Source organism: Rhodohalobacter sulfatireducens (assembly GCF_022012475.1).
Classification (GTDB): domain Bacteria; phylum Bacteroidota; class Rhodothermia; order Balneolales; family Balneolaceae; genus Rhodohalobacter; species Rhodohalobacter sulfatireducens.
This window is the reverse complement of sequence record NZ_JAKLWS010000015.1, coordinates 67,153-92,804: the sequence shown is the minus strand read 5'-3', so window position 1 is coordinate 92,804 and position 25,652 is coordinate 67,153. Positions and strand designations below refer to the sequence as shown.

The 25,652-nt window shown below is 41.8% G+C and carries 23 protein-coding genes; 6 read left to right on the top strand and 17 right to left on the bottom strand.

Annotated features, from left to right (window positions below; genetic code table 11):
• Positions 1-40 precede the first annotated feature (40 nt).
• Positions 41-4,348 (top strand): DNA-directed RNA polymerase subunit beta', encoded by a 4,308-nt coding sequence (gene rpoC / locus L6773_RS12530; protein WP_237854770.1) that lies wholly within the window; start codon positions 41-43, stop codon positions 4,346-4,348.
• A 405-nt stretch (positions 4,349-4,753) separates the two neighbouring features.
• On the opposite strand, the gene L6773_RS12525 is transcribed toward rpoC, so the two are convergent.
• On the bottom strand, positions 4,754-5,062 hold the full coding sequence (locus L6773_RS12525) for a YtxH domain-containing protein (RefSeq protein ID WP_237854769.1): 309 nt from the start codon (positions 5,060-5,062) through the stop codon (positions 4,754-4,756).
• Between the two features lie 131 nt (positions 5,063-5,193).
• Between L6773_RS12525 and fsa the strand changes: the two genes are divergently transcribed.
• On the top strand, positions 5,194-5,853 hold the full coding sequence (fsa, locus tag L6773_RS12520; RefSeq protein ID WP_237854768.1) for a fructose-6-phosphate aldolase: 660 nt from the start codon (positions 5,194-5,196) through the stop codon (positions 5,851-5,853).
• Between the two features lie 18 nt (positions 5,854-5,871).
• Here fsa and L6773_RS12515 read toward each other — a convergent pair whose 3' ends face one another.
• The 10 genes from L6773_RS12515 to L6773_RS12470 form a co-directional block, all read right to left on the bottom strand.
• Positions 5,872-6,597 (bottom strand): carbon-nitrogen hydrolase family protein, encoded by a 726-nt coding sequence (locus L6773_RS12515; protein ID WP_237854767.1) that lies wholly within the window; start codon positions 6,595-6,597, stop codon positions 5,872-5,874.
• Between the two features lie 161 nt (positions 6,598-6,758).
• A complete protein-coding gene (locus L6773_RS12510; RefSeq protein WP_237854766.1) occupies positions 6,759-8,414 on the bottom strand; it encodes a serine hydrolase in 1,656 nt (551 codons plus the stop codon).
• Positions 8,401-8,637: a hypothetical protein gene (locus L6773_RS12505; protein WP_237854765.1), complete on the bottom strand. Its 237-nt coding sequence runs from the start codon at positions 8,635-8,637 to the stop codon at positions 8,401-8,403. Before L6773_RS12505 ends, L6773_RS12510 begins: the two co-directional genes overlap by 14 nt.
• Before the next feature lie 136 nt (positions 8,638-8,773).
• Positions 8,774-9,664, bottom strand: coding sequence for an SMP-30/gluconolactonase/LRE family protein (locus L6773_RS12500; RefSeq protein WP_237854764.1), 891 nt, complete (start codon positions 9,662-9,664; stop codon positions 8,774-8,776).
• Positions 9,665-9,668: 4 nt separating this feature from the next.
• Positions 9,669-11,072 carry an ADP-ribosylglycohydrolase family protein gene (locus tag L6773_RS12495; RefSeq protein ID WP_237854763.1) on the bottom strand — a complete coding sequence of 468 codons (1,404 nt, stop codon included), beginning with the start codon at positions 11,070-11,072 and terminating at the stop codon, positions 9,669-9,671.
• 12 nt (positions 11,073-11,084) lie between these two features.
• Positions 11,085-12,008, bottom strand: coding sequence for a ribokinase (gene rbsK, locus L6773_RS12490; protein ID WP_237854762.1), 924 nt, complete (start codon positions 12,006-12,008; stop codon positions 11,085-11,087).
• A gap of 151 nt (positions 12,009-12,159) precedes the next feature.
• The gene (locus L6773_RS12485; RefSeq protein WP_237854761.1) at positions 12,160-13,167 is read right to left on the bottom strand and encodes a GRP family sugar transporter; all 1,008 of its coding nucleotides are present in this window, start codon (positions 13,165-13,167) and stop codon (positions 12,160-12,162) included.
• A gap of 147 nt (positions 13,168-13,314) precedes the next feature.
• The gene (locus tag L6773_RS12480) at positions 13,315-14,319 is read right to left on the bottom strand and encodes a nucleoside hydrolase (RefSeq protein WP_237854760.1); all 1,005 of its coding nucleotides are present in this window, start codon (positions 14,317-14,319) and stop codon (positions 13,315-13,317) included.
• A gap of 305 nt (positions 14,320-14,624) precedes the next feature.
• Positions 14,625-15,203 (bottom strand): hypothetical protein, encoded by a 579-nt coding sequence (locus tag L6773_RS12475; RefSeq protein ID WP_237854759.1) that lies wholly within the window; start codon positions 15,201-15,203, stop codon positions 14,625-14,627.
• A gap of 394 nt (positions 15,204-15,597) precedes the next feature.
• Entirely contained in the window at positions 15,598-15,969 is a 372-nt protein-coding gene (locus tag L6773_RS12470; RefSeq protein WP_237854758.1) for a hypothetical protein, read from the bottom strand.
• A gap of 91 nt (positions 15,970-16,060) precedes the next feature.
• On the opposite strand from L6773_RS12470, the gene L6773_RS12465 reads away from it, so the two are divergent.
• From L6773_RS12465 to L6773_RS12455, 3 genes are read left to right on the top strand one after another with little or no spacing between them, the layout of a single operon-like run.
• On the top strand, positions 16,061-16,981 hold the full coding sequence (locus L6773_RS12465; RefSeq protein WP_237854757.1) for a Gfo/Idh/MocA family protein: 921 nt from the start codon (positions 16,061-16,063) through the stop codon (positions 16,979-16,981).
• On the top strand, positions 16,978-17,853 hold the full coding sequence (locus L6773_RS12460) for a glycosyltransferase family A protein (RefSeq protein WP_237854756.1): 876 nt from the start codon (positions 16,978-16,980) through the stop codon (positions 17,851-17,853). Before L6773_RS12465 ends, L6773_RS12460 begins: the two co-directional genes overlap by 4 nt.
• A gap of 35 nt (positions 17,854-17,888) precedes the next feature.
• Entirely contained in the window at positions 17,889-18,770 is an 882-nt protein-coding gene (locus L6773_RS12455; protein WP_237854755.1) for a glycosyltransferase family A protein, read from the top strand.
• On the opposite strand, the gene L6773_RS12450 is transcribed toward L6773_RS12455, so the two are convergent.
• Entirely contained in the window at positions 18,733-19,296 is a 564-nt protein-coding gene (locus L6773_RS12450) for a dTDP-4-dehydrorhamnose 3,5-epimerase family protein (RefSeq protein WP_237854754.1), read from the bottom strand. The two genes, L6773_RS12455 and L6773_RS12450, sit on opposite strands and share 38 nt — an antisense overlap.
• Positions 19,297-19,698: 402 nt before the next feature.
• Here L6773_RS12450 and L6773_RS12445 point away from each other — a divergent pair, with 402 nt between their 5' ends.
• Complete coding sequence (locus L6773_RS12445) at positions 19,699-20,889, top strand: serine hydrolase domain-containing protein (RefSeq protein WP_237854753.1); 1,191 nt, start codon at positions 19,699-19,701, stop codon at positions 20,887-20,889.
• Between the two features lie 8 nt (positions 20,890-20,897).
• On the opposite strand, the gene L6773_RS12440 is transcribed toward L6773_RS12445, so the two are convergent.
• The 5 genes from L6773_RS12440 to L6773_RS12420 form a co-directional block, all read right to left on the bottom strand.
• A complete protein-coding gene (locus L6773_RS12440) occupies positions 20,898-21,029 on the bottom strand; it encodes a c-type cytochrome (protein WP_237854752.1) in 132 nt (43 codons plus the stop codon).
• A gap of 59 nt (positions 21,030-21,088) precedes the next feature.
• Positions 21,089-21,586 (bottom strand): VOC family protein, encoded by a 498-nt coding sequence (locus L6773_RS12435; protein ID WP_237854751.1) that lies wholly within the window; start codon positions 21,584-21,586, stop codon positions 21,089-21,091.
• A 27-nt stretch (positions 21,587-21,613) separates the two neighbouring features.
• Entirely contained in the window at positions 21,614-22,036 is a 423-nt protein-coding gene (locus tag L6773_RS12430; RefSeq protein WP_237854750.1) for a DUF1801 domain-containing protein, read from the bottom strand.
• Between the two features lie 36 nt (positions 22,037-22,072).
• A complete protein-coding gene (locus L6773_RS12425; RefSeq protein ID WP_237854749.1) occupies positions 22,073-23,641 on the bottom strand; it encodes a M81 family metallopeptidase in 1,569 nt (522 codons plus the stop codon).
• A gap of 141 nt (positions 23,642-23,782) precedes the next feature.
• Positions 23,783-25,462: an alpha-L-fucosidase gene (locus L6773_RS12420; protein WP_237854748.1), complete on the bottom strand. Its 1,680-nt coding sequence runs from the start codon at positions 25,460-25,462 to the stop codon at positions 23,783-23,785.
• Positions 25,463-25,652: the final 190 nt, after the last annotated feature.

Here is a 25,652-nt window from a genome sequence, read left to right as displayed (position 1 = left end):
TATTTTGTTCTGTTAATTAAATCCAAAAGGAGGTTTTCCTTTGCCGTCTACTCAAACATTAACTGTTAAAAAAGACTTCGACAATATTGGGATATCTTTGGCATCTGCCGAAACCATTTTATCCCGATCGCATGGAGAAGTTCTTACACCAGAAACGATCAATTACAGAACATTCAAACCGGAAATGGACGGTCTTTTCTGTGAAAAGATCTTCGGTCCGGTTAAAGATTATGAATGCCACTGTGGAAAATACAAGCGAATCCGTTATAAAGGGATTATTTGTGACCGTTGCGGTGTTGAAGTAACCCGTAAAGCTGTACGTAGAGAACGTATGGGACATATTACCCTTACGGTTCCGATCGTACACATCTGGTACTTCAAGTCTTTACCGAGCAAGATTGCTTATTTGCTGGGTTATTCATCCAAAAACCTCGAAAAAATTGTTTACTACGAAACTTTTGTAGTAATCAACCCGGGCTTCGCAAGAGACCTCGGGTATAAAAGAGGAGACATGATTTCTGAGGAAGAGAAATTCGATATTCTCGATCAACTTCCTGAGGATCATTACGAAATGGATGATGACGATGAAGACAAATTCATCGTGAAAGATGGTGCCGAAGCTATTGAGGCACTTCTCACCAACATGGATCTGGACAGCCTTGCTTACACGCTGAGAGATGAAGTGAAAAATGAAACATCTCAGATGCGTAAGAAGAAAAAACTGAAGAGACTCCAGGTAATTGAGTCCTTCCGTTCTGCAAATCAGCACACAGAGAATAATCCCAAGTGGATGATTCAAAGTGTAATACCGGTTATTCCACCGGAACTTCGGCCGCTAGTACCGCTCGAAGGTGGACGATTTGCTACTTCAGATCTGAATGATCTATATCGACGAGTTATCATCAGAAATAATCGTTTGAAGAGATTGATCGATATCAAAGCTCCTGATGTAATTCTCAGAAATGAGAAACGAATGCTCCAGGAAGCTGTTGATTCTCTTTATGATAACTCAAGAAAATCAAACGCAGTACGAAATAATAATCGTCCTCTGAAATCCCTCAGTGACATGCTGAAAGGAAAGAGCGGGCGATTCAGACAAAACCTTCTCGGTAAGCGTGTTGATTATTCCGGCCGATCTGTAATTGTTGTAGGTCCGGAACTGAAAATGCATGAGTGTGGCCTTCCGAAAGAGATGGCTATCGAACTTTACAAACCATTTGTAATCCGACGACTCATTGAGCGTGGATATGTGAAAACGGTGAAAAGTGCTAAGAAGGTTGTTGATCGAAGAGACCAGGTAGTCTGGGAAGTACTCGAAAATGTAATTGACGGTCACCCTGTTCTGCTGAACCGTGCACCGACATTGCATAGGTTGGGAATCCAGGCATATCAGCCGGTATTAATTGAAGAGAAAGCTATTCGATTGCATCCACTCTCATGTACAGCGTTTAACGCTGACTTTGACGGTGACCAAATGGCTGTTCACCTTCCTTTGAGTCATGATGCTGTACTTGAAGCATCTATCCTGATGCTTGGATCACATAATATCTTGAGTCCTGCAAGTGGTGGACCCATTGCGGTTCCATCGCAGGATATGATTTTGGGGATATATTATCTCACAAAAATGGGTAATGGCAAACGCGGTGAAGGCAAGACATTTGCCAATCCAGATGAAGTACTCGTTGCCTATGATCAGAACAAAATTGATGTTCACGCCAAAATCAACGTTCGAATTCCGAAAGTGAATGAAGACGGTGAAACTGAGTATGAGATCATAAAAACCACTACAGGGCGAGTTCTATTCAATAGAATTGTACCCGAGAATATTGGTTTTGTGAACAAGACTCTTGGTAAAAAAGAGCTCCGAACACTAATTGGTGATATTCACAGCTCAACAGGAACAACAATAACAGCTGATTTCCTCGATAAGATGAAGCGTATGGGTTTTGAGCGAGCAACCACAGGTGGCTTATCGTTCAGCCTTGAAGACATCATTATTCCGGAAGCCAAGCAAGAACTGATCGATAAAGCTCAGAGCGAAGTTGCTGAAATCCAGGACCGATATGAAATGGGTTTCATCACGGATAATGAGCGTTATAACCAGGTAATTGATAAATGGACAAGTACCACAAACCGTGTATCTGAGACACTATTCCAAAGTCTTGCAGAAGACAAGGATGGCTTCAATGCAGTGTACATGATGGCCGACTCCGGTGCACGAGGTTCGAAAGAACAGATTCGTCAGCTTGGTGGTATGCGTGGATTGATGGCGAAGCCTCAGAAAAGCTCCATGCAACAGGGCAATGAGGTTATTGAAAATCCGATTCTTTCAAGTTTCCGTGAGGGGTTGACTGTACTTGAATACTTTATTTCAACTCACGGTGCACGTAAAGGTTTGGCCGATACAGCTCTGAAAACAGCTGATGCCGGTTACCTAACAAGACGACTTGTTGACGTTTCACAGGATATCATTATCAATGAGAATGATTGTGGAACCCTGCGTGGAATTAAGATGCAGGCTCTGAAAGACAACGAAGATATTATCGAAAGCCTTGAAAACAGGATTATCGGTAGAGTATCAATGCACGAGATTCGTGATCCTATCAGCGATGACCATATCTGTGATGCGAATGAGTTGATTACAGAGAAAATTGCTAAGAAGGTTGCCGAAACAAGCATTGAAGAAGTTGAAATTCGATCCGTACTTACATGCGAAACTGAGCGTGGTGTTTGTGCCAAGTGTTATGGACGTGATATGTCTCGTAACGCACTCGTTCAGGTGGGTGAAGCTGTGGGTGTTATTGCAGCACAGTCCATTGGTGAGCCGGGTACTCAGTTAACACTTCGAACCTTCCACGTTGGTGGGACTGCCTCCCGACTGGAATCTGATTCACAACACAAAGCCAAATTTGATGGAAAGATTGAATTTGAAAATGTACGTGTTGTAGAGTATGATGATGGCGAAGAGATCCACAATGTGGTATTGAGCCGTGCGGGTGAGATGAAGATCACCGGCGAAGACGGAAAAGTTCTCAATACGTACAATGTACCTTATGGAGCTGAAATGCTTGTAGAAGAGGGTGATAAAGTTCCAAAAGGAATGCCTCTCTGTAAGTGGGATCCATACAACGCACTGATATTTAGTGAGTTAGAAGGTACTGTTGAGTATAAGGATATCATCGAAGAAATTACTTACACCGCTGATACCGATGCACAGACAGGACACAGGGAAAAGGTAATTATCGATTCCCGAGACCGATCACTTGTACCTACACTTGTTGTGAAGGGTGACGATGATCGAATCCGCGAGAATACGCTCCCTGTTGAAACTCATATCGTTGTAGATGACGGCGAAAAAGTTCAGGCGGGACAGGTTCTGGCTAAGATTCCAAGGGCTGCTTCCAAATCGAAAGATATTACCGCGGGTCTTCCACGTGTAACCGAGCTGTTTGAAGCACGGTCACCAAGCGATCCGGCAACTGTATCTGAGATTGATGGTATCGTTCGAATGGGCGGTCGAAAACGAGGTTCTCAGGAAGTAATTGTTGAGAGTAAAGATGGCACTGAAGAGAAGAAATATTTAATCTCGCTGTCTAAGCATATCCTCGTTCAGGAAAACGACTTTGTGAAAGCAGGTCAGGCACTTTCCGACGGAACCATTCCGGCGCAGGAGATCCTCAATATTCTTGGACCATTTGCTGTTCAGTCTTACTTGGTAAATGAGATCCAGGAGGTATACCGACTGCAGGGTGTGAAAATTAATGATAAGCACATTGAGGTTATTGTGCGCACCATGATGCAGAAGGTTGAGGTAACTGATCCGGGTGACACGATGTTCCTCGAAGGTGATAAAGTTGACCGATTCGAGCTGAACAATAAGAATGATGAATTGATCGGTAAATTTGTTGTAACTGATCCGGGTGGCAGCGATCTGAAACGAGGTAAGATCCTCGACAGACGTGAAGTTCGAGATTACAACAATGAGATGATCAAGGAAGGCTTAGACGAATTACAGACACGTGAAGCAGAACCGGCCATTTCGAAGCCAATTCTGCTTGGAATTACACGTGCATCGCTTTCAACCGAAAGTTGGTTGTCTGCCGCATCCTTCCAGGAAACCACAAAAGTTCTTACACAGGCATCCATCGAGGCGAAGAAAGATCACCTCCGTGGCCTGAAAGAGAATGTGATTGTGGGTCACAAAGTACCTGCCGGTACAGGACTGCAGAAATACGAAGAACTTATTGTTGGTTCAAAAGCAGATCTCGACGAGCAGGACGAAGAAGTCCAAAAAGTGTTCGAAACACTTGGAGCGGACAATCCGGAAGCGGAAGAAGAAAACGAATAGAATAGGAAAAAGCCCTGATGAGAATCAGGGCTTTTTTGTTTTAGAAAGTAAGTTTACAATTGAAAACCGCGATGATTCAAAAACTTCGCGGTTTTTTATTAGGGGGAATCAATTATTTTGTATCGAATCGCTGACTTTGATATGCACAGAGAAAATTTGCAATTCAAAACAAAGATTAGCGATAAAACTGTGATGAGATAGATTGAAGCGCAACTCACTTGGATCTCGTTCCGAAGCAAGAGCTTCGGAACGCCAAAGAGAAGTTCTGCTTCTCAGTAAAAGAAAGGTAGTAAATCTGGATCGCGCATATATAAATAGAAGCGGAGCTTCTGCAGATGATTCCGAAGGTCTCCTTCGGAATCAGTATGAAAACAAGGACGTTTGCGCTGTTTGCGCTATTTGAATCTAATTTCTTTTAGATTTCTCAATATTCTCAAGAAGTTCTTCAGCCTCTTTGATGAGGTCATCGGCACGTTTCTTGGCATCTGTAACCACATCGTCACCCTTCTGTTTGGCATCCGATGAATATTTTTCCTTTTCATCCTGAAGTTTTTTGATCATACGATTGATCTCATCAACATACTTACTCAGTTGGTAAGACAGCCTGTCTCGTGTGTTAGTTCCGGAATCGGGTGCGTAAAGAAGAGCAGCTATTGTGCCAAGTGCTGCACCGGTTATTAATCCAAGTGCAAAATCTTTTCCTGATTTACTCATAATTGAAAAGTGGTTTGTTTGATTTTATTAAAGATATAAAATCCTGAACCAAATAAATAAAATTCACTCTTTGTTGATTCTATACATTCATTATATTTGAAACAAGAAGAAACCAAAAAATATTATCCACTATGAAATTTTTTATTGATACAGCCGATTTGAATGAAATTCAGGAAGCCAATGACTTGGGAGTACTGGACGGTGTGACTACCAATCCCAGTCTTTGCCACAAAGTTGGTGTGAGTGATTTTGAAGGACATATTGCAAAAATCTGTGATATAGTTGATGGTGACGTTTCCGCTGAAGTCATTTCAACTGAATATGCTGATATCATTGCGGAAGGCAGAAATATTGCATCCATTGCGGATAATGTTGTCGTAAAAGTTCCATTGATTAAAGATGGCATAAAAGCGATTAAAACATTTACGGAAGAAGGTATTAAAACAAATTGCACACTCTGCTTTTCTGCAACCCAGGCAATGATTGCCGCAAAAGCCGGTGCCACCTATATCTCACCTTTTATTGGTCGAGTGGATGATATTTCCAACGACGGAATGACCATCATAGAAGACATCGTACAGATTTATGATAATTACGGCTTTGAGACGGAAATCCTGGCAGCGAGTATTCGTCATCCGATGCACGTGCTTGAAGCTGCACGGCTTGGCGCTGATGTTGCCACAATGCCACTCAAAGTTATTGAGCAACTGCTGAAGCACCCATTGACAGATACGGGCCTTGAGCGGTTTATTTCAGATTGGGAGAAACTCCAGGAGAGTTTAAAGAAGTAAATTAGAAAATCGCTGGTTTTATAGTATCTCTGAAGTCATTTGCGTTTCAGTATCCAGGATGAGCATACCCTCTTGCGAATTTCCCAGCTGAGCGAGTAAAGTACCTCTGTCATTCCAGACAGAGGACTTACCGGCAAATTCATTTCCATCTGTCCTACCAATACAGTTCGACAGTAGTACAGTCATAGAATATTTATCGGCAATTTGCGAGAGTTTATCTAAAGTTTTGTCGATTCCCGATGAATATTTCGCGGTACTTGCAAGATAGATATTAGCCCCTTTTTCGTAAGCATTTTTACAATGCGCAGGAGCTGAAATCTCATAACAGATGGCAATGGCAATTTTATGGTCACCGATTTTCAATATTGGTGATTTTTTTCCGCTGACGAAGTATTGTTTTTCATCTTCATGTAAAAATTGTTTTGAATACAGGCGTCTTGATTGATTGGGCTGAATGATTACCATACTGATACAGGTGCCATCTGTATGCATCGTAGGTGCTCCAATACCAATAATAATGTTACTTGAGTCACTGATTTTTTGGAAAATATTCAGTCTTTTATCACCAAGATTTATTGCTAAATCTATTGCTGATGTTGGTTCATAACCCGTAAGAGAGAGTTCCGGGAAAAAGATGGCATGTGCACCAAAAGATACGGCGAGGTCAACATACTTTATGTGCATGGCTGAATTTTGTTGAATATCACCGGGTATAGATTTTATTTGAGCAACACAGATTTTCATAAATAAGAATAGCTAAAGTCTGACCTAATGGATGGAAAAACGAAAAGATTGACGAATATTATGAAAACTAAATGTCACTTGAAATAAGGATGAGAAAGTAATAAAACCGTCGGTTTTCAAAGCTTTAACCCATCATATATTCATCTTACCAGCTTTGAATATTATTTTAATGGATCACTTTTGAGCAAAGACTGAATAAATTTTCCTACAAGATTGATATTAGAACGTTCATGTTTCCAGGCTTCATCATCATGTTGGCCGAAGAATGGATCAGAGGTAACTACAACGACCATATCGTACTCATCCAGCAGGAAAATGAATTGTCCCCCGTGCCCCCATGCCAGGTTGAAACGATAATCATCTACAGCGGCCGACCACCATTGGTAACCGTAGCCAATGTTTTTCAGGTACCTGCCCACACTACCATTTCTTATACCCGCAGAATTGACATTTTCCGAGTAGTTTTGAAGTGAATTTCCTACCCATGCTGCCGGTACGATTTGATTCCCTTTGTATCTGCCATAACCCAGATATAGGAGGCCAAATTTGGCTGCATCGCGCGCCGTTAGGTGGAGATCTCCGTGACCGTTATAGTATCCTTCCCAATCCTGTATCCACTCGCCCGGTTTTATATCCATCGGTTCAAACAGGTGTGTCAGAGCGAATGATTTAAGGTTGGTCTCACATGCCCGCGCTACGATAATACCAAGTATATGGGACGAAAGGTTGCTGTATTGAAATTCTGTATCCAAGTCGTGTGTGAGGGCAACATCGACCAAGGTTGAAGGCCGGAATCCCTCATATAGTAAATCAAACAACTCTTGCGTTGATTCCTCCCATGGAAATCCGGACCGCATCTGAAGCAGGTGGCGAATGGTTATCTCCTCTTTTCTGGTATCGCTGATTTGCTCACGAATTTCAGGGAAAAATTCCATCATCGGTTGATCTACGCTTTCTAAACAGCCCTGCTCCAACGCAATTCCAACGAGAGCCGAAGTGAAGCTTTTAGTCACCGATTGCAAGCGGGCTTTTTGGTCAATGGTACCTTCATTAAAATATTTTTCAGCTACCAGATATCCGTCCTTGACCACTAGCAGGCTATATATGGTTTCAAGTTTCGATGCTTCATGATAGAGTTCTGCTATCAGCATGGGATCTAATTCCTGCTCCTCAGGAGTAGAAACTTTCCAATCATTTTCTTGCAATGGTTGGTAGAAGATATTTTTAAGCTCTTCGGTTTCAGAGCGCAACATTTCTGCGATTTTGGGACGGGAAGATTTAATATTTTCATAATCAAGTTTCAGCCCAAGGGGGGCTAATGCAGTAGCCAGTTGATCGTAAAGTGGTTTGTCTTCCTCGAAAGGAGCTGCCACAATATCGTAAGCCGTGGAACCTTCATTATTCCTGTAATACCTGTTTGCGCCATGGTTTAGTAAGGATTTAACGATTTCGGTACGACCGAAAAGAGAAGCAATAATCAACGGTGAAGAGCCTTCGTTGTTAGTGATTTCCAGGTTTGCACCGCCTTCAATTAAGATTTTTGCCAAATCTGTCTTTCCAAATGTGGTTGCAATGATTAATGGAGTAGACCCAAATGCATCTTTCTGATCCAGATCTGAGCCGGATGTGATATGTTGCTGTACGATATCTAAATTTCCTTGTAAAACGGCCATGTGCAAGTTCATCTCAGGAGTTTCCCCTTGCCCAAAAACTTGGGAGGGTAAAACAAGAAGTAATGACAGCAATATCACCGTCATCACTTTTAATTCAGTTTCCTTTAAAATCAGATATGGACAAAAAAATTTAGTTTTTTTCATTTTTCCGAGTGTTAAAATGTGATACGATGGCCTGCGAATCCAATTCCCGATCTGTCTGAGTAGATATCTCTCTGCCGCTATTGGGAACAGGTGCATAGCTAAGGTAAAGCGTTTCTAATGATGAGAATGATCCGCTGAGAATGAAAAGAGATAGCCAAAAATCAGTGAGCCAAATGTAAAGCAATCCTATTTTTTTACCGCGAAAGCCTGAATTCTTTCTCATCTCTCTATCTATTAATTGAGAAAAAACTTCTTATATCAATAAAATAAAGAATTCATCTATAAGGATTCTGAGTAAATGGATCTTTTTCAAGTAATAATTGAACAAACGAACCTATTTCTTAGGTTTTTTTCCATTTTCAGGAAGCACCTTTTACTTTCATCTCCAACGTATAAACAGCCGTACTAGCAGTGATGAATAATGTCTGATTGTTTGTACCTCCAAACGTAACATTTGCCGTCCAGTTTTGGGGAACCGAAATGTGTTCAATCTGTTCTCCTTCCTGATTAAAAACAGTTACTCCATCGCCGGTTAAGTAGAGATTTCCTTGCTCATCAAGAGTAACACCATCCGAACCCATTTCGGTAAAGAGAGTTTTGTTTGATAAGGTTCCGTCTTCATGAATAGTGTATGAGTACGTTTTCCCATCTCCGATGTCCGCCACATAAAGCGTATTACCATCGGGTGACCCAATAATTCCGTTGGGTTGAACCAAGTCATCATCAACGATGATCAAATCCTCCCGATCCGGAGAGAGATAATAAACACGTTCCTCCTCGATCTCTTTCTCTGTATGATCCCAATACTCCCGCTGATAATAGGGGTCCGTAAAATAGATGCCGCCGCTTGGATCAGGCCACAAGTCATTGGGTCCGTTCAATCGTTTTCCTTCGTATCCATCTACTAAAACTTCAACTACCATGTGTGGAGAAATCGACCACAACTCATTCTTTGCATCTGCACAAGCCAGTAGATCTCCATTCTCAGCAAAATAAAGTCCATTTGATCGTCCGGATTCATCCATAAACTTATTCAGTTCACCATCAATGGTGTAAATCCAGATGTCGTTATTGGGTTGATCTGTGAAGTAGACATTCCCTTCGCTGTCGGCTGCAGGCCCCTCGGTGAATGAGAATTGATCGGAAACCAGGTTGAGTTCAGTCCCATCTGCAATGACAGGACTTTGGGCTTGCAATGTATAATTTGAAATCAGAAAAAGTGCGAGAATTGTAAGTGCTAATCGAAACATTTTCTTAGTTATTGGATGTTTGAGTAATATTTAATTCTCTATCAGGAATGTACCATACATTTTCTTCAAGATCGATACCTCCGTTCATCTGTTCCTGTACAGCTCTATCAATTATAAAAACACCCTTCTCAGCCATGTTTTCAAATGTATCCATTCCGCCATTGGGAAAATTCTGACGAGTTCTGTGGATGTTATATTGATCTGCAAAGGTACGTCCGAAAGCCTCTTCAACTCCCTCTTTTCCAAGCATAAAGCCTAAAAGTCCTGCCCAGGTTGCAGTTGGATTATCAGAATCCCATCCGGCTAAAACCCCAATTTTTATGGTTTCTTTTAGATCGCCTTCTCCATAAAAAAGACTGACCAAACTCGCTCCGAAGTTGATCCCTGCTGCAAAGCAACCGCTGCAAGTCGGTTCGTTCGAAGAGATCGTATAACCGTCGGCTTCCTCAACCTGGTAGCGTTGATAAAGGTTGTCTCTGGCCTCTTCCCAAGTTACTCCGGATTCATATTGATCTAACACAAAATCATACATTTTTCGTGAATATGATTCCGCCGGCAACCGGTTTGATGCCCGATCCGCCAGCCACATTATTTTGTTCTGCATCGAAAGATTCTCATCAACACGAGATGCGAGCGAATGCATGATCACATAAAACTCGGAAATCCATGCTGCGTTTTCTCTGGCGGTTGTTCGAATCGGTAGGTGAGCTATTTCTAATGCTACATCAGGCTGGGCCGGAGCAAAGAGCCCAAAAATTTCGGTGGTTAGTTGGGCATCAATCATATCATAATTTGGATTCAGATCCGGGTTGCTTGTGGCAGGTGGTGTTTCCCCGTCAATCATCAAATTCAGTGCGGTTTGATTGGATACCCAAAGGTAATTTTCCTCCTCATGCATTATATGCTTCAGCCATCCCTCACGAATCTGTTCGCCGGTGAGAATGCTCGTTTCATTTTCAAGTAAAAGGTGCTGATACATATATTCGATATCTGTGTCATCATCGGATCCCCAGACTTCACCTTCATCCCGGAAGACAAAATCAATTGTCTCAGATATTTCACTCGGTTCCTCTGACCAGATATTGGGTTGATCGGGCTTTCCCCAGTCCTCGCGTGTGTAAAAATCACCGGTTTTGATTTCACCCGTATTCCCAATTTTATCCATCTCAGTTACCAAACCGGTCCAGTTGGCGATGTTTTGCGCCAGCCAGAAACCATAGAGTTTATCGGCATATTGAGCTCTGGAAATAACAATATCAGATTCATTGGGTTGGTACTCTTCGTACTCAAGATTTGGATTCACTAATGATGTATTTGGTGAATTCTGATCAGCCGATTCATTTTGTTGACAGGATAAAAAAAGAAAAAAACTTATCAGAATAAGTAATATGGAATGTAGGTTTTTCATGGTTTTGCCTTTCTAATTCGTAGCATTGGTAAGAAAATTGTTAATCTCATCGTGTTGTGGAATCGATGGTTGTGCCCCCATTTTCATCACAGAAAGTCCGGCTGCCGCATGAGCCCACGTAATGGCATCTTCCATTGTTTTTCCTGCAGCCAGTCCCACAGCAAGTGCTCCGTTAAATGTATCTCCGGCAGCAGTTGTATCTTCAGCTTCCACTTTAAAGCCGGGAATCATTTTTTGAAAATCTTCACTCATCAAAAAAGCTCCGTCTGGACCGAGCGTGAGAATGACGGTTTTTACACCTTTTGAAATCAGATTGGCTGCTGCTTTTTGAGCACTCTGTTTATTATCAACTTTTATTCCTGTTAATAACTCAGCTTCCGATTGATTGGGAGTGAGGATATCAATTTGTTTGAGAAGATCGTCACTCAGGGATTGAGCAGGAGCCGGATTCAGAATCACTTTAACACCATTCTTATTGGCAATTTTAATCGCTCGTTCAACGGTTTCAAGAGGTGTTTCAAGCTGTGTTAACAGGATGCTTCCACCGGATATAACATACTCTATTTCATCAATTTGTGATGGAGTTAATTTTCCATTCGCCCCTGATGCTACGGCAATACTGTTTTCACCGTCTTCCCCCACAAAAATGAGTGCCACCCCGGAGGGAGCATCCGCATCCACAAAAATGTGATTGGTGTTGATTCCCTCTTTTTTGAATCCTTCGATCGCTTCTTTTCCAAGGTTATCATCTCCGGTATTCGCAATAAAAGTCACATCTCCGCCGCTTCGTGCAGCGGCCACGGCCTGGTTCGCTCCCTTACCACCGGCGGCTTTTACAAATTCACCGCCAAGAATTGTCTCGCCCGGAGCAGGAATTCTGGGCACTTTTACAATCATATCCGTATTGGAACTACCGAGGACAATTATTTCGCTCATGGTTCTTTAAAAGTGATGATTTAAATTTCAAACAACCTGTCAGCGTCCGAAGGTCCTGACAGCGTTGACGTTTGCATAGACGCTGACAGGAACCAACCTCCGTTGGCACGCTGTTAGGTCTTTTTCATAAACTGCAAGGATGAAAATATTTTTATGCAACCCTTGCATATATCAAAAGTCCCAGTCCAACTAAAAAGAACAGGAACATAAACGTTAGAAGAGTATTGGTTCCTTTGGGTGCATCTTCAAATTCTTTCCAGATAAAGACTCCCCAGATTGCCGCAACCATTGTAGCTCCCTGGCCTAATCCATAGGAGATTGCATCGCCCGCCACTTCGGACGTATAGTTCGATAACACCATCCCGATACACCAGATCGCTCCACCCAACAGACCAACGAGATGACGCTTAGAATTTCCATCGGAAAAGTATTGCGAATATTTAACCTTATTACCGGAAAAAGGTTTTGCCATTGCCCATGTGTTCCAAATAAAATTGGACAGAAAAAGACCAATGGAAAAGATAAACACTGCTGCAAAAGGCATCATTTTCCCGGGCTCCGGATTGCTAAAATCAAAGGCGATGGCAACTTGTACAAGGTAGAAAAACAAGCCCATCAAAAGCCCGCCAACTATGGAAATGACAATTCCTTTCGTAGAGGTACTTGTGTCCTGCTGTGGAAGCCGTCTGTAGGCTATGGCATCGATAATTATTGCGATAGTGACCAGTGTAACTCCTGTAAAAATGAGAACTGGGTTGCCGGTTGGTTCTGCAATATAGTTGATGATGGTACCTTCAACCAGTGCAATTCCAATCCCGATTGGAAAAGCGATTGCCATTCCGGCAATATCGATCGCTGCAACGATCAAAATATTTGCCAGGTTAAAGACAGCTCCGCCCAATATTGCAAAAAGGATGGCATACGCTGATGCCTGTAAGAGATCTTCAGTAAATCCTCGGCCGGTTTCCCCCAAGCTACCCACAGTGAAACCAAATAACAGGGCCATCAGGATAATACCAAGTGAATAATCCCAGTAATAAAGCTGAAACGGCCATTTATCACCGCTAACGAGCTTTTGGGTATTCGCCCAGGAACCCCAACTTAACATTGTGATGACAAGTAAAAATACAGCGAGTGTATACGATTCTAAACCAATCATGTAGGTAGAGTTAGTTTGTTGTTAAAAAAGTTTTCCTATGAAGGGGATTAAGAGGGGATGGCTTACGATTCGTAATATAAACTGAGAACATCCCTCTGTTCTGATCCAGAATTATCTGAATCAGAACTGTCTCCCTTCAAAGGGAGATTATTCACTTCTCATCGTGGAATAAAAATCATCGAGAATCGCTTCCTTATCAAAGTTCTCCCAAATTGTGATGGTTCGGTCGTTATTGGGCCGTTCTTCCCAATCCTCGCCATCTACGATTGGAGCCGGTATTTCTGTGGCTTCTCCCCAATTCGGATTCTTTAAAATCGCTACAGCCACCATGTCAAACAAGGCCCGTGACGGCGGATCCCCGTGAAGTTCAATTTCTGAGAAGAGGTTCACCGAATAATCTCCAAAATTTGTGAATTCACCACCGTGACGACCGGTTACAGGATCAACTTCAGGACCAGCTCCGGACATATTTTCTTCGATTTCAGCCGGTGTTGCCCGAACGGCATCAGATCCACTCGGCTCGCCGTATCTCACCATTACTATTTCAAAAGGTACGTCCTGGTTCAGTATGTAATTAAGTGAAGGAATGTCATTTTCCTGGTTGTATTCACCCGGTTCAGGATAGTTTGACCCTAACCAAACAATCCGAACATTTTCTTTAATATCAGGAGCTTTTTCAAGGGCGAGAGCGATGTTCGTCAGTTTTCCAACGGGAAGCAGAATCAGTTTTTGATCTCTCGGTTTCCGTGCTTCCTCGATTATAAATTCAACAGCGGCATGACCGTCATATTCCGGCTGATTTAAATTCGGTCGTATCTCCTCAAAATCACCGTTGGCCCCGGGTAGTAATGGAATCTGACCCATTACATCTGTCAGCTTCATTACTCGTTCAGCTTCGGCCACTTGTTGATCGATAGGCCCTCCACTGTACGTGGCATTTACTGTTACGCCAATCGTATTAAAGAGGTCATTATTAAAAAACAGGTACGCCATTGCATGTTGATCATCCAGTTCATTATTGGCGTCCGTGTCGATAATAATTGGAATCAATTCACTTTCAGAAGTCGTGGTTTGTTGATTGGACTCAGTATCATTTTGTTGCGAACAACCGGTAAAAATTAGAATAGAGATACAGATTAGGATATTCTTCATCGTTGATAAGATGGTAGTTAGTTTTTTTTAAACACAATCAATTAAATGTATAATCCATAAATCAATTTAACTTTGCAAGTTCCTGGAATTGGAAATTATAAAGGGTCGTTAGTTTAATAGAGGGCTTTGAAATACTGGGTATTTCGACTTCCCCGACGGTTCGGGGAAGGCTGCTTCGCTGCGCTCAATAGGACGTCAGTTTGAGCGCCCCAAAGGGATCCCTTCGGGACAATGAGGAGGTACGATCCCGGCTACTCGGGAAAAACAAATCTATGTTTCTGCAAAGCCCTCTAATACTCAATTATTCAAAAAATCGAAAAGATCGGGTGTAAGATTTTGCTAATAAAAAACCCTTTTTGCATATAAATCATAAATAATAAAAAGAATGCGGAGATGAGTACTTGCTTACTGAAAAATAATCTCACTACGCCTTTAATTCCGTAGTAGATTCCATTATTTGTTTGAAGGATGAATTTGTCTTTAGTTTGATTGCCGAGAATTATTGAATCTGAGGGATCTAAGTAACGAAGCAATTTTGGAAGCGCACTAAACTTATAGGATAGTTTGAGTTGTTGTATGTGAATATTGGAAATCAGCAAGAAACCGGCACACATAATATAGAAGAAAATATTTGACAAACGACCTGAAGTGATGACCAACATAGAAATGTGAAAAAGCAAACCGAAAATAATTGTAGGGCGCGTTATTCTTGGGATTAAAACTGCAATTCCTAATGAAAGCTCAGTGAAAATCGTAGCAATACCGAAGCTTTTTGCAATAGCCAAACTTTTCTCGGGCACCCATGATTGGTAGAGAGTCACGTCAAAAATATCCCGAAAGAAAAAGTCGAAATATATTCCATTCCACCAATCGGGATCGATCATTTTGTTCATGGATGCACCGACATATAGAAGTGCAATTTGGATACGAAAGAGGTGATCTCTCTTCCTATATAGGCCGATCAATATCAAAAGACAGGCAACGAATGTGAGGGAGTTGCTAAAGAGGTTTTTGGAAGAAAGAATCAAGATCAGAATGATAGATCCTGAAATCAGGCTAGAGATTCTGTAGTTGATAAATTTTAAAAATGATGAAATAATTGCCACAAAAAGAATGAATAGAAGCCCTGTGTATACTACGGAGGGAATGGCATCAAATACGGTTATAAACGGAAGGAATGGAAAGCGAACGGAAGAATCGAGAAATAACCACCGATATGTGATCAGTACATAAAGAAGCAAAGCTTTATGCGCAATAACAATATGCGATGGTAGCTCTCTATTTAGAAATGACCTGATCCTGTGGCCAAATCCAGGTTCCTTGTCGTTGTCCATTAATTTCGTATGAGAGTTCAACAATTACATTTTTTTCATTGGAGTATGTTTCTTCATACTGCCGGACTTTTGAGATCACGTTATGGATGTTTCGATTATTTCGTCCTTTTTTACCCATACGATATCGTTGTATGATTTCATGTTCACTTAATTCATGGCCATCTATTGAAACATTGATTTCATAAAAAGAGAATTGGTCGTACGGGGCCCAGCAAAAGAATCTGGCATCTGTAAATTTTCCCACAAGGATTCCAATTACCTGGAGACCAAAAAAAATGATCAAGACTGATTTGCGAAATGTGATCTTTCTTTTCATAAACTTAGATTAACTGCTATAATAATCGATTTGAGGTAACAAATAAAAATTGAATATTAAGCTTGAAGGTTGGTGGATTTCAAAACATACAATGAATAAAAAAATAGCACTTATCGGATGTGGTATTTGGGGACAAAATATTCTGAAAGAGTTGGTGAACCTGGATGCTGAAGTACATATTTATGAACCTGATGTGAGTCTTCATGAAAAGTTAATTACGCTTGGAGCTAAGAGCTTTCAGGCCGGATTACCCGCCGTTGAAGATCATTTCGATGGAGTAATTATCGCAACGCCTTCCTCAACTCACAGGAAAATACTTGAAGAAATTGCTGAGTTAGAACTGCCGATTTTCCTTGAAAAACCATTGACAATAAACCTCGAGGATGCGCTGGCCCTTGAAAATATTCCAACGGATGATATCTACCTGATGCACATCTGGCTCTATCACCCCGGCATAATTATGTTGCAAGACATTGCAAAATCCGGAGAGTTGGGAGCAGTTCATGGTGTTCGGTCCACAAGAGCCAATTGGACCAGTCCCCGAAAAGATACGGACAGTGCCTGGAATCTGTTACCTCACGACATTACCATTGCTAAAGCTATTTTGGGGGAGATTCCCAAGCCCAAATCTGCTGTCACGGAAGAACATAACAGTATGATCCGGGGAATGACGGCATTGTTGGGAGATGAACCCTATGCAGTTTTTGAAGTCTCGAATCGGTATGAGCGAAAAATCAGAGAGGTTCGGGTTCACTGTGAAAAGGGTGTGGCAATCCTTGAGGATGAAAAAGTAGACTACATTAAGGTTGTTCATGGTGATGATAAAAGTGATCCGAACGAATTAAAGATTGAAAAAAGAGTATTTGAAAAGACTCCGCCACTTCATTTTGAGGTAAAGGAATTCCTGGATTACCTGAATGGAGGTGACCCGCCACGGAGTAATTTTAGTGACGGCCTTGAAGTCATAAAAAATATACATCAACTTTTAGAATTAGCTGAACATAAGATATGAGCCGATCGAAGTTCACAATAATACTTCCCACAACCGGTAAGAGAGGGCCTCTATTGCCTTATTCCATTGGCAGTATTCAAAATCAAACGATACAGGATTTTGAGATTTTTATCATTGGGGATGGAATAAGTGACGAAACAAGAGAGTTGATCGAAGGTATGATGGATAAAGATTCGCGGATAAGATTGTTCGATCATCCCAAACATGAAAGAAGGGGAGAGCCCTATCGGCATAAAGCGCTCCAGAAAGCCAATAGTGATTTTGTATGCTACTTATGTGACAGGGATATGATGTTGCCCAATCATCTTGAAGTGTTAGCGGAACTGCTGGCAACATATAATTTTGCATCGACTACCTACATTGATGTTAAAGAGGATGGTCGGCTAAGTATGGGTCAATATATTGGCTATTATGGAAAGGCTTCAGACCATAAAGCGGCAGCCAGGGGAGGTGGCATATCATTATCGAACGTTGGGCATACGCTGGATTTATACCATCAACTACCCCATGGGTGGCGCACCACACCAAAAGATCAATTTACAGATGTTTATATGTGGCAGCAGTTTAATGGGCATCCCGAGTGTATTGCTTATTCAGATGTGAAGCCGACCATTATCTATTTTAAACGAGGTCACTTTCCCGGTGCATCAGTAAACGATAGAAAACGAGATTTAGAGAAATGGTCGAAAAAAATTATAAATCCGGATGATATCAACGACATTAAGAAAAAAGCAATAGGTGGCCTGTTAATGGAAAAAAATGATTTAAAGTGGTTTATGCTGAAAATGTATAAATCACCGATTTCAATAAGGGGGCATACCATCAAAGAAGCTTTTATAAAATTATTCAAAAAGATTTCAGTTTTTAGATGAAAAACAGATGATAAAGACAATATCTGAGGTGAATTATGAGTAAGACAACATTCACAGTTATTTTGCCGACAACTGGAAACAGAGGTTCTCTATTACCTTATTCTATCGGCAGTATTCAAAATCAAACGATACAGGATTTTGAAATTTTTATCATTGGGGATGGAATAAGTGACGAAGCCAGGGATTTGATCGGGGAGATGAGGAAGAAAGATTCGCGAATAAGATTATTTGACCATCCCAAACATGAAAGGAGGGGAGAACCCTATCGACATAAAGCACTCCAGAAAGCGGGAAGCGATTATGTGTGTTATTTATGCGACAGAGATATGATGCTGCCGGATCATTTTGAGACAGTGGCAAAACTTCATAAGGAATACAATTTTATATCAACAAGAGTCATTCCTGTCAGATCTGATAATAGTCTCACCATCGGTACACATCCAAACTATGTTGGCCTTGCTACGGAGAAAAGAAAGAAAATAATTGAAACAGCTATCATACCGCTATCATCTGTAAGCCATACTATAGAATTATATCATAAACTTCCTTATGGATGGAGAACAACTCCGGTGACCGATTCTACCGACATATATATGTGGAAGCAATTTTTAGCACACAAGGAAAGTGCTGTTTATTCTCATTATATACCAACCATCCTATATTTTAAACGCGGTAATTTTCCCGGCGCACCAATTTCTGAAAGAAAAACTGAATTGAATAACTGGTCGAAAAGAATTACAAATCTGCAAGATGCAGATAAAATTCGGCGTGAAGCATTTCATTCATTTTTGGAAGAAAAAATCGACTTGCAAAAAAAGGTAAATTCTCCACCACTGATAACTGTTAAAGGTCATAGCCTTAAAGACGTACCGAAAAAAATTATTCGAAAGGCTGCCAATCGCCTAATGAAGCTTTAAGTTCTGATTCGGTCGGAAAATCCTGGGCTCGTTCCGAAAGAATCACCTCATCCATGGGCCATGGAATGCCAAGATCGGGTGCGTTCCATATCACCCCGTGATTGTCATCTTTTCCGTAATCAATATATGCTTCAGATACGGCTTGCACATGAATAGATGGAGTGTGAAAATACCAGCCGTGCAATAATCCTTTTGGGAAAGACAGAGCAGCCAGATCTTCTTCAAATAACTCATACAATGAATAAACGCCCTCAGTGGGGGAGCCTGGTCGAATGTCTTTCAACGCGAGAAGACAGTGACCTGTGAGAAGACAAAAGTATTCATCATGCCGCTTATGAAGGTGCATCCCCCGAAAAACTCTTTCTTTTGACTTTACAAGGCTCCATTGAACGGGTTCTATACACGTATTCCAATGATCCTGGAAAATTTCTGAAAAAGATCCCCGGTAGTCCTTGTGTTCTTTAACATTTTTCAGTTCTGCCTGGTAAATTTCTTTCCCCGATATCAGTCCCGATGTTTTTTCCATGAATAGCCATTAGTTAAAATTTTATATGCAAACTGAAAACTTGTTTTAGATAGTGAAATCTAAGATTTGGCTCAACCTTTAAAACCATTTTAGATTTTTCTAAGAAACAAGAATATAGTAAGAATGTAGCACCAATAGTTGAACTATTCTACTACAAGTAACTAATAAAAAAGGGAGGCAGGTACAGATTAGAAAACGCTTTATGATTGAGCAATTAGTTGTTGAATTTCATGTTTAGGCAGGTTCATCAATAAACATAATCCATCAATCGATCTAACTTTGTAAGTCCATGAAAAAATTTGGAAAACCATGAGCTTTTTAGATCGGAAACAATGCATATAAAAATGAGTGGGTTGTTGGCCCGCACATGTATCACAATAATAATATTCAAACTGCATGAAAATGAAGCTTCCGAAATTTAAATGGTTCTACCCTGTTCTTTTTACTGCTTTAATACTTAGCGCTTGTAGTGGAGATAATCCCGCGGGACCTAAAGAAAATAAACAAGATGAGAACAACCAGGTATCCGAAATCCAGGCGGTAGATCAGCTTATCACAGAAATCATGAACGAATATTCAATTCCAGGGGCTTCTCTAACCATCAGCGAAGATGGCAGGATGGTTTACAGCAGGCATTTTGGATATGCAAATACCGAGGAAAATATTGAGATGACAGATAATCATGTTTTCCGTATTGCAAGTTGCAGTAAAACATTTACGGGAGCCGCAATCATGAAATTAGTGCAAGAAGGCCAATTATCATTTTCTGATAAAGTTTTTGGAGAAGAGAGTATTTTTGGGATGAACTATGGCACTCAACCCTATGGGAACAGGCTGGAGTCAATAACGCTTGAAGATCTTTTGCATCATACGCTCGGCGGCTGGGGGGTAAGCAGTGGTGGAGATCCGATTGATTATCAGCCTCAACTGAATCATGGTGATTTTATCAGTTATGTGATTGATAATTGGTCGTTGACCTATGAGCCCGGTGAGCAGTTCGTCTACAGCAATACAGGTTATTTTTTACTGGCCAGAATCGTTGAACAGGTATCGGGAACAACGTTTAAAAACTACCTGAAAGAGGAGCTTATAGGCAATGAAACACTCTCCTCACTCCATGTTACAACTTTTGATATTGAAGACAGACAACCCAATGAAGTGGAATACTATGGACAGGGATCGGAAAATCAATATGTGTATACCATTGCTGACAGAAGAGATGGAGACGCGGGTGTTGTAATTTCTGCGGAGGATCTTCTGAAGTTTGTGAATGCAATTGATGGCTTTAACACCCGGCCAGACATTCTGAACTCAGAAACAATGAATAAGTTTACAGAACCAAGTGCTGTGGGCGGAGGATATGCAGCCGGTATCTCAAATTGGCAGGCACAAAATGTTTGGTTCCACTATGGCTCGTTGCCGGGTACACGGACAGCATTTATGAGACATGCAAACGGCAAAAATATTGTGCTATTATTCAACTCCAGGGCTGTAGGTTCTGACCAGTTTGTGTATGATATTCAGGGTGCATTGCTTGAAATTTTGAATAATAATCAAATTGATTACCCGGATATTGACCTTTTTGAGAATTGAGTTTTAAATCAATAAAGACTCTTTCTCTCTTCATACACTTCTCCGGGAATAACAGCCCCGGCAGAATTTCCAAAATCATTCCTGATAAATGTATGAATATCTGCTACTTCCTGATCTGTTAATTGCTGAAAAGCCGGCATCTTATAAATAGATCTAACTTTGCAAGTCCATGAAAAACTTGGCGGGTCTTAAAAAAGGCTCAATCCAATTCACTCAACAAATCTTTTAAATTTAGAGGACGGGTGTACATGTCGAGTGAACCGTCCTCTTTTTGTGGCCATTGATTTTTTGGGCGATCCCAATACAGTTCTACGCCATTTTGATCGGGATCATTGAGATAAAGTGCTTCAGAAACACCATGATCGGAAGCACCGGTCAGTGGATATTCTTCTTCACGTAAACGCTGAAAAATTGTGGCTAAATCTTTTCGGGTTGGATATAAGATTGCGGTATGAAATAGTCCCGTAGAATTTCGGGACGGCGGCGGACCGTTTTTGCTATGCCACGTATTTAATCCGATATGATGATGATACCCACCGGCTGAAATAAATGCTGCGTCTGAGTTGTACATCGTCATGAGCTCAAAGCCTAGGAGGCCACAGTAAAAGTCAAGAGAGCGCTGGATGTCTGCAACTTTCAGGTGAACATGACCGATACGTGTTTGAGCGGGTACTTTATAATCTTTATTTGTGGACATAGATGAGAAAATATGCAGTTAAAGGATTTAAACACCCAACATCGTTAGATGTTTAACTTTGTGATATGTTAGCGCCAGTGAAATACAATGCTTCAATTCCTTCTCGGGAAGTTGTTCTGACAAATCAAAAACAATAGCTCGGTTATCTTCGAACTTGAGTGTGCTGCTGTAAAGATTTCTGAATGTATCGACCAAGCTTGTTGTGCAAGTGAAATAGATGGCATACTGGTCCGGATGCTGTTGCTTCCAGTCCATTCGAACCGTGCTTCCCGTTTTTGTTTTATAACTCGGCTCACTCCAGCTGAGTGTTTCTTCGATTTCACCTACAATATCAGATTCGTCGGCCGTTTCCAGGATCAATTGCCGAAGATGCATCATTTTTGGGCGGACATGATCCGGGTAGTTATTAAAAACATCAGCAACCTCCGGGTTTTTTATGATCCCCACCATATTGATAGCGCTATCTTATATGCATGATGAGTTCATTTACTCCACTTCATCTGATGCCGGTACGAGCCTGGCTGACAGATCCGGATCTTCCATATTCGGATCAAATGGAAACATAGGGCGCTGGATTCTTTCGTATTCAAGCCGCAGTAAATCTTGATCGACTCCACCGGGAGTCAGAGCCATGATCCAGTCTTCTCGCATGTCGTACAATTCAGGAACTAAGTAACCGATTTTAACAACCACGATATCGGTTTCTCGGGGATTCAATCCTAAATTCGTAAAATCATTTTCATGGTGATAGGGCTTTCGTTTTTTGGTAACAATCACATTCGCACTTCCAATTTTTACCACAACTTCCGTTTTAGCATCTTCATCACCATGTTCAATTGCAGTGATCTCTCCTTCAAGCAATATAGGAGGGGAGTAGCGGTCGTCAACCTGGGCACCGGCATATTCACTAACCGTTCCACCAATACCAGCCTCAACAGCAGCCTCAATAAAATCGGGTCCGGGAATGGAAGCATAAATTAAGGACGGTCCGTCTTCTGTTTCAAACTCAGGCCGATCCAATATTTGCCGAATAGTCCAGGTTACATCTCCGGCGCCGCCCGCGGTTGGATTATCTCCCATATCACTGATGATAAATGGCTGAACTTCACTTTCAACAGCCATATTTAAACTCTCTTCAAGGGAGGCTGTGGGAGCGATGAATTCAAACTCGTTTCGAACATCCCAAAAACTTTGTGCAAGCATTTCCGCTGAACTGGTTACAGCTTCCTGATCATCACCGGTCACCATCACAACCGCGTGATTTCGAGGCTCGTCCGCCCACGGGTAGCCTACCCAGATAGCGGCATCAATCACGCCTTCGTTTTTTGTGACAGGATCTACTTTCGCATATAAACTTTTGGCAGGTTCCACCCGGGTACTGGTTTTTTCACCGGGTAGGAGAATTGGCACCGGAACCCAAGCTTTATATTCAGGTTTACCTTCTCCTGATTCCAGCCGGGTCAGAAGATTTCGAACAGCACGTTCTTTGGATTCAAGTGCATCCTCATGAGGTGCCATTCGGTAGCAGGTGATCAGATCGGAATGGCTGGCCAACTCCCAGGAAACATTTCCATGCAAATCCATTGAGGTGGAGATCAAGGTTTCAGTTCCAACCACTTCACGGACCCGTTTGATAAAATCTCCTTCGGGATCGTCCAGTCCCTGAACACTCATCGCCCCGTGGATATCAAAAAAGAGTCCGTCATAGGGTAAATTCTCTTCGATTCTCTCCAGTGTTTTTGTAACCAGGGATTCGTACGCTTCACGGGTCACAATCCCACCGGGTATGGAATGACCGCGCAGTGTCGGGAACCACTGTGCTCGCTCGCGGAAATCATCATCTTCATCCATAAACGGATAGTATGAAAAAACTTCATCTCCGTACCGCGCTTTGAACGCTTCTTCATGTGTTACGGCCGGTGAAAACGTACTGGATTCAATCGCAATTCCGGCGATTGCGATGCGAGGCAGATCGGCATTGTCCTCTGAAGAGCTGCATGAAAATAACGTGATGAGAAATAGAGAAAAGATGACATAGATAACTGCTTTATTCATAGGAAATACTTTGAGTGGATGGATTTTTTAGGTGATAAAATATATAATAACTGTACTTACAACGATTGGCAAGTCAGCTGTCTCTGTGTTCTCCGCGATTAAAAAATAGAACCGCTAAGGGTGCAGGGAAACGCAGAGGATTTATTGTAGTTCAATTATCAAACCCTCTACATTCAAATCTTTATGAGGATTGGATTGATCAGCCAGTCTTAATTTAATTTTGTTGAGGTCATTGGCAAGCAGATAAACGGTTCCTACCTCTTTTACAAAGTTTCCGGATGGTTCGGGTTCAATTCGATCATCCAGAGAGATCTCTGTTGGATTTCCATTAATAGTGGCTTCTAGTTTCTTCACGGTTATGTCTGATGGATATTGGAGTCGAAGCAGAAATTCCTCTTTCTCCGGGTTTAAAATAAACCATTCTCTTTCAACGACTGTTGGTTCAGTAGTGTAATAATCCTCACCGCTCAAGCTGTGATAATCGATGGCGTTTTCTGCTGTGAGCTGATAATTATTATCAGCAGATAATGAGATTGTAGTAGCTGGTACATACTCCAACTCTCCGTCATATTCAATCAAAACCACATTTACCATATCAGTTTCGGGCAGCGCACTGATATCGATGCTATACTCTTCTCCGTTTTGATTTACTGTTAACGATCGAGATGGCTCGGAAAGAAGGTATGTTCGAGTCGGTTCAGAACGAAGTCCCTCAATTGTAATCTGACCATTTTCCGGCGGGTCAGTCAAGAATAAAAACTGTTGCCCCGGTTTGGAGGTGACCGTCCCCCAACTCTGTTCAAAAAGGGGAGAGGTAGTAGTTCCGTAGATCGCTTCTCCATTTTTATCGAGCCATTCGCCGATTGTAAGCAGCACTTCTTTTTCAAATTCCACAATACTTCCATCCCCTCGCGGACCAATATTCAACAAATAATTTCCGCCGTTGCTGACTACCTTAACCAACTTTCTCAATTTTTCTGCTGCTTTTTCCTGTGGATTGCCGCGCTCCTGCCACGATCGATAGCCCCAGGTTTCATCGAACATAGAAGCCGGTGTTTGCCAAAGTGTTCCCATTCGGAAATCGGGGGAGACGTTGTCGCCCATTACCACAAAATCGCCCTGGTCATTCCATAGGCGTCCGCTGACTAACGTATTGGGCTGATGCTTCTTCACCATCTCTTTCAGCTCCCTGCTTTGCTCAAGAGTGGGTTTTCCCATATCAAACCAGATTTCTGAGATCGGTCCGTACTCGGTCATGAGTTCTTCAACCTGATTCAGATTGAACTGATGATGCTGTGGCGGAATAGAATCGCTGTTGTGCGAGGAGATTGGAAGGGCATGTTCATAATCCCAGTCGATGAGGGAGAAGTAGACACCAAAATCGAGCCCCTGTTCACGGGTGGCTTCTGCCAGTTTTTTGATGATGTTTCGTTTGTAAGGCGTGGCGTCGATAATATCAAAATCGGAATATTCGGTCTCGTAGAGGGAAAATCCGTCATGATGTTTGGCGGTAATCACAATTGATTTCATCCCGGCATTTTTCGCCAAAACTGCAACTGAATCCGGGTTCCAGTTTACAGGGTTGAAGGTGCTCGCCACTTCCCGAAATTCCTCTTTTGTAATATTTCCGTGAGCCCGAATCTGTTCACTGTAGCCATATTCTACTCGTTCATCATTCCAGATTCCACCCAGTTCTGAATAGGCTCCAAAATGGATGAACATGGAATATTTTTGGGATTCCCATTTGGCAATGGCTTGTTCTTCTGTTTGGGATTGGAAGGATTGTTGAGTCGAGGAGTTGATTTCTGATTGGCAGCTCATCAGTAAGAAGATTGAGCCAATGGCAGCAAGTAAGGTTGAGGTGTAATTCCGTTTCATACGAGAACGATAAGAAGCTGCGCTAAAAGTAACAACCGTTATTCAATTCTCGCTGAGTTTCGCTGATATAATCTGAGGAAATCAGCGGTTCATCAGCGATAATCAGCGTGAACCCAAACCAACTTTTTTTGTG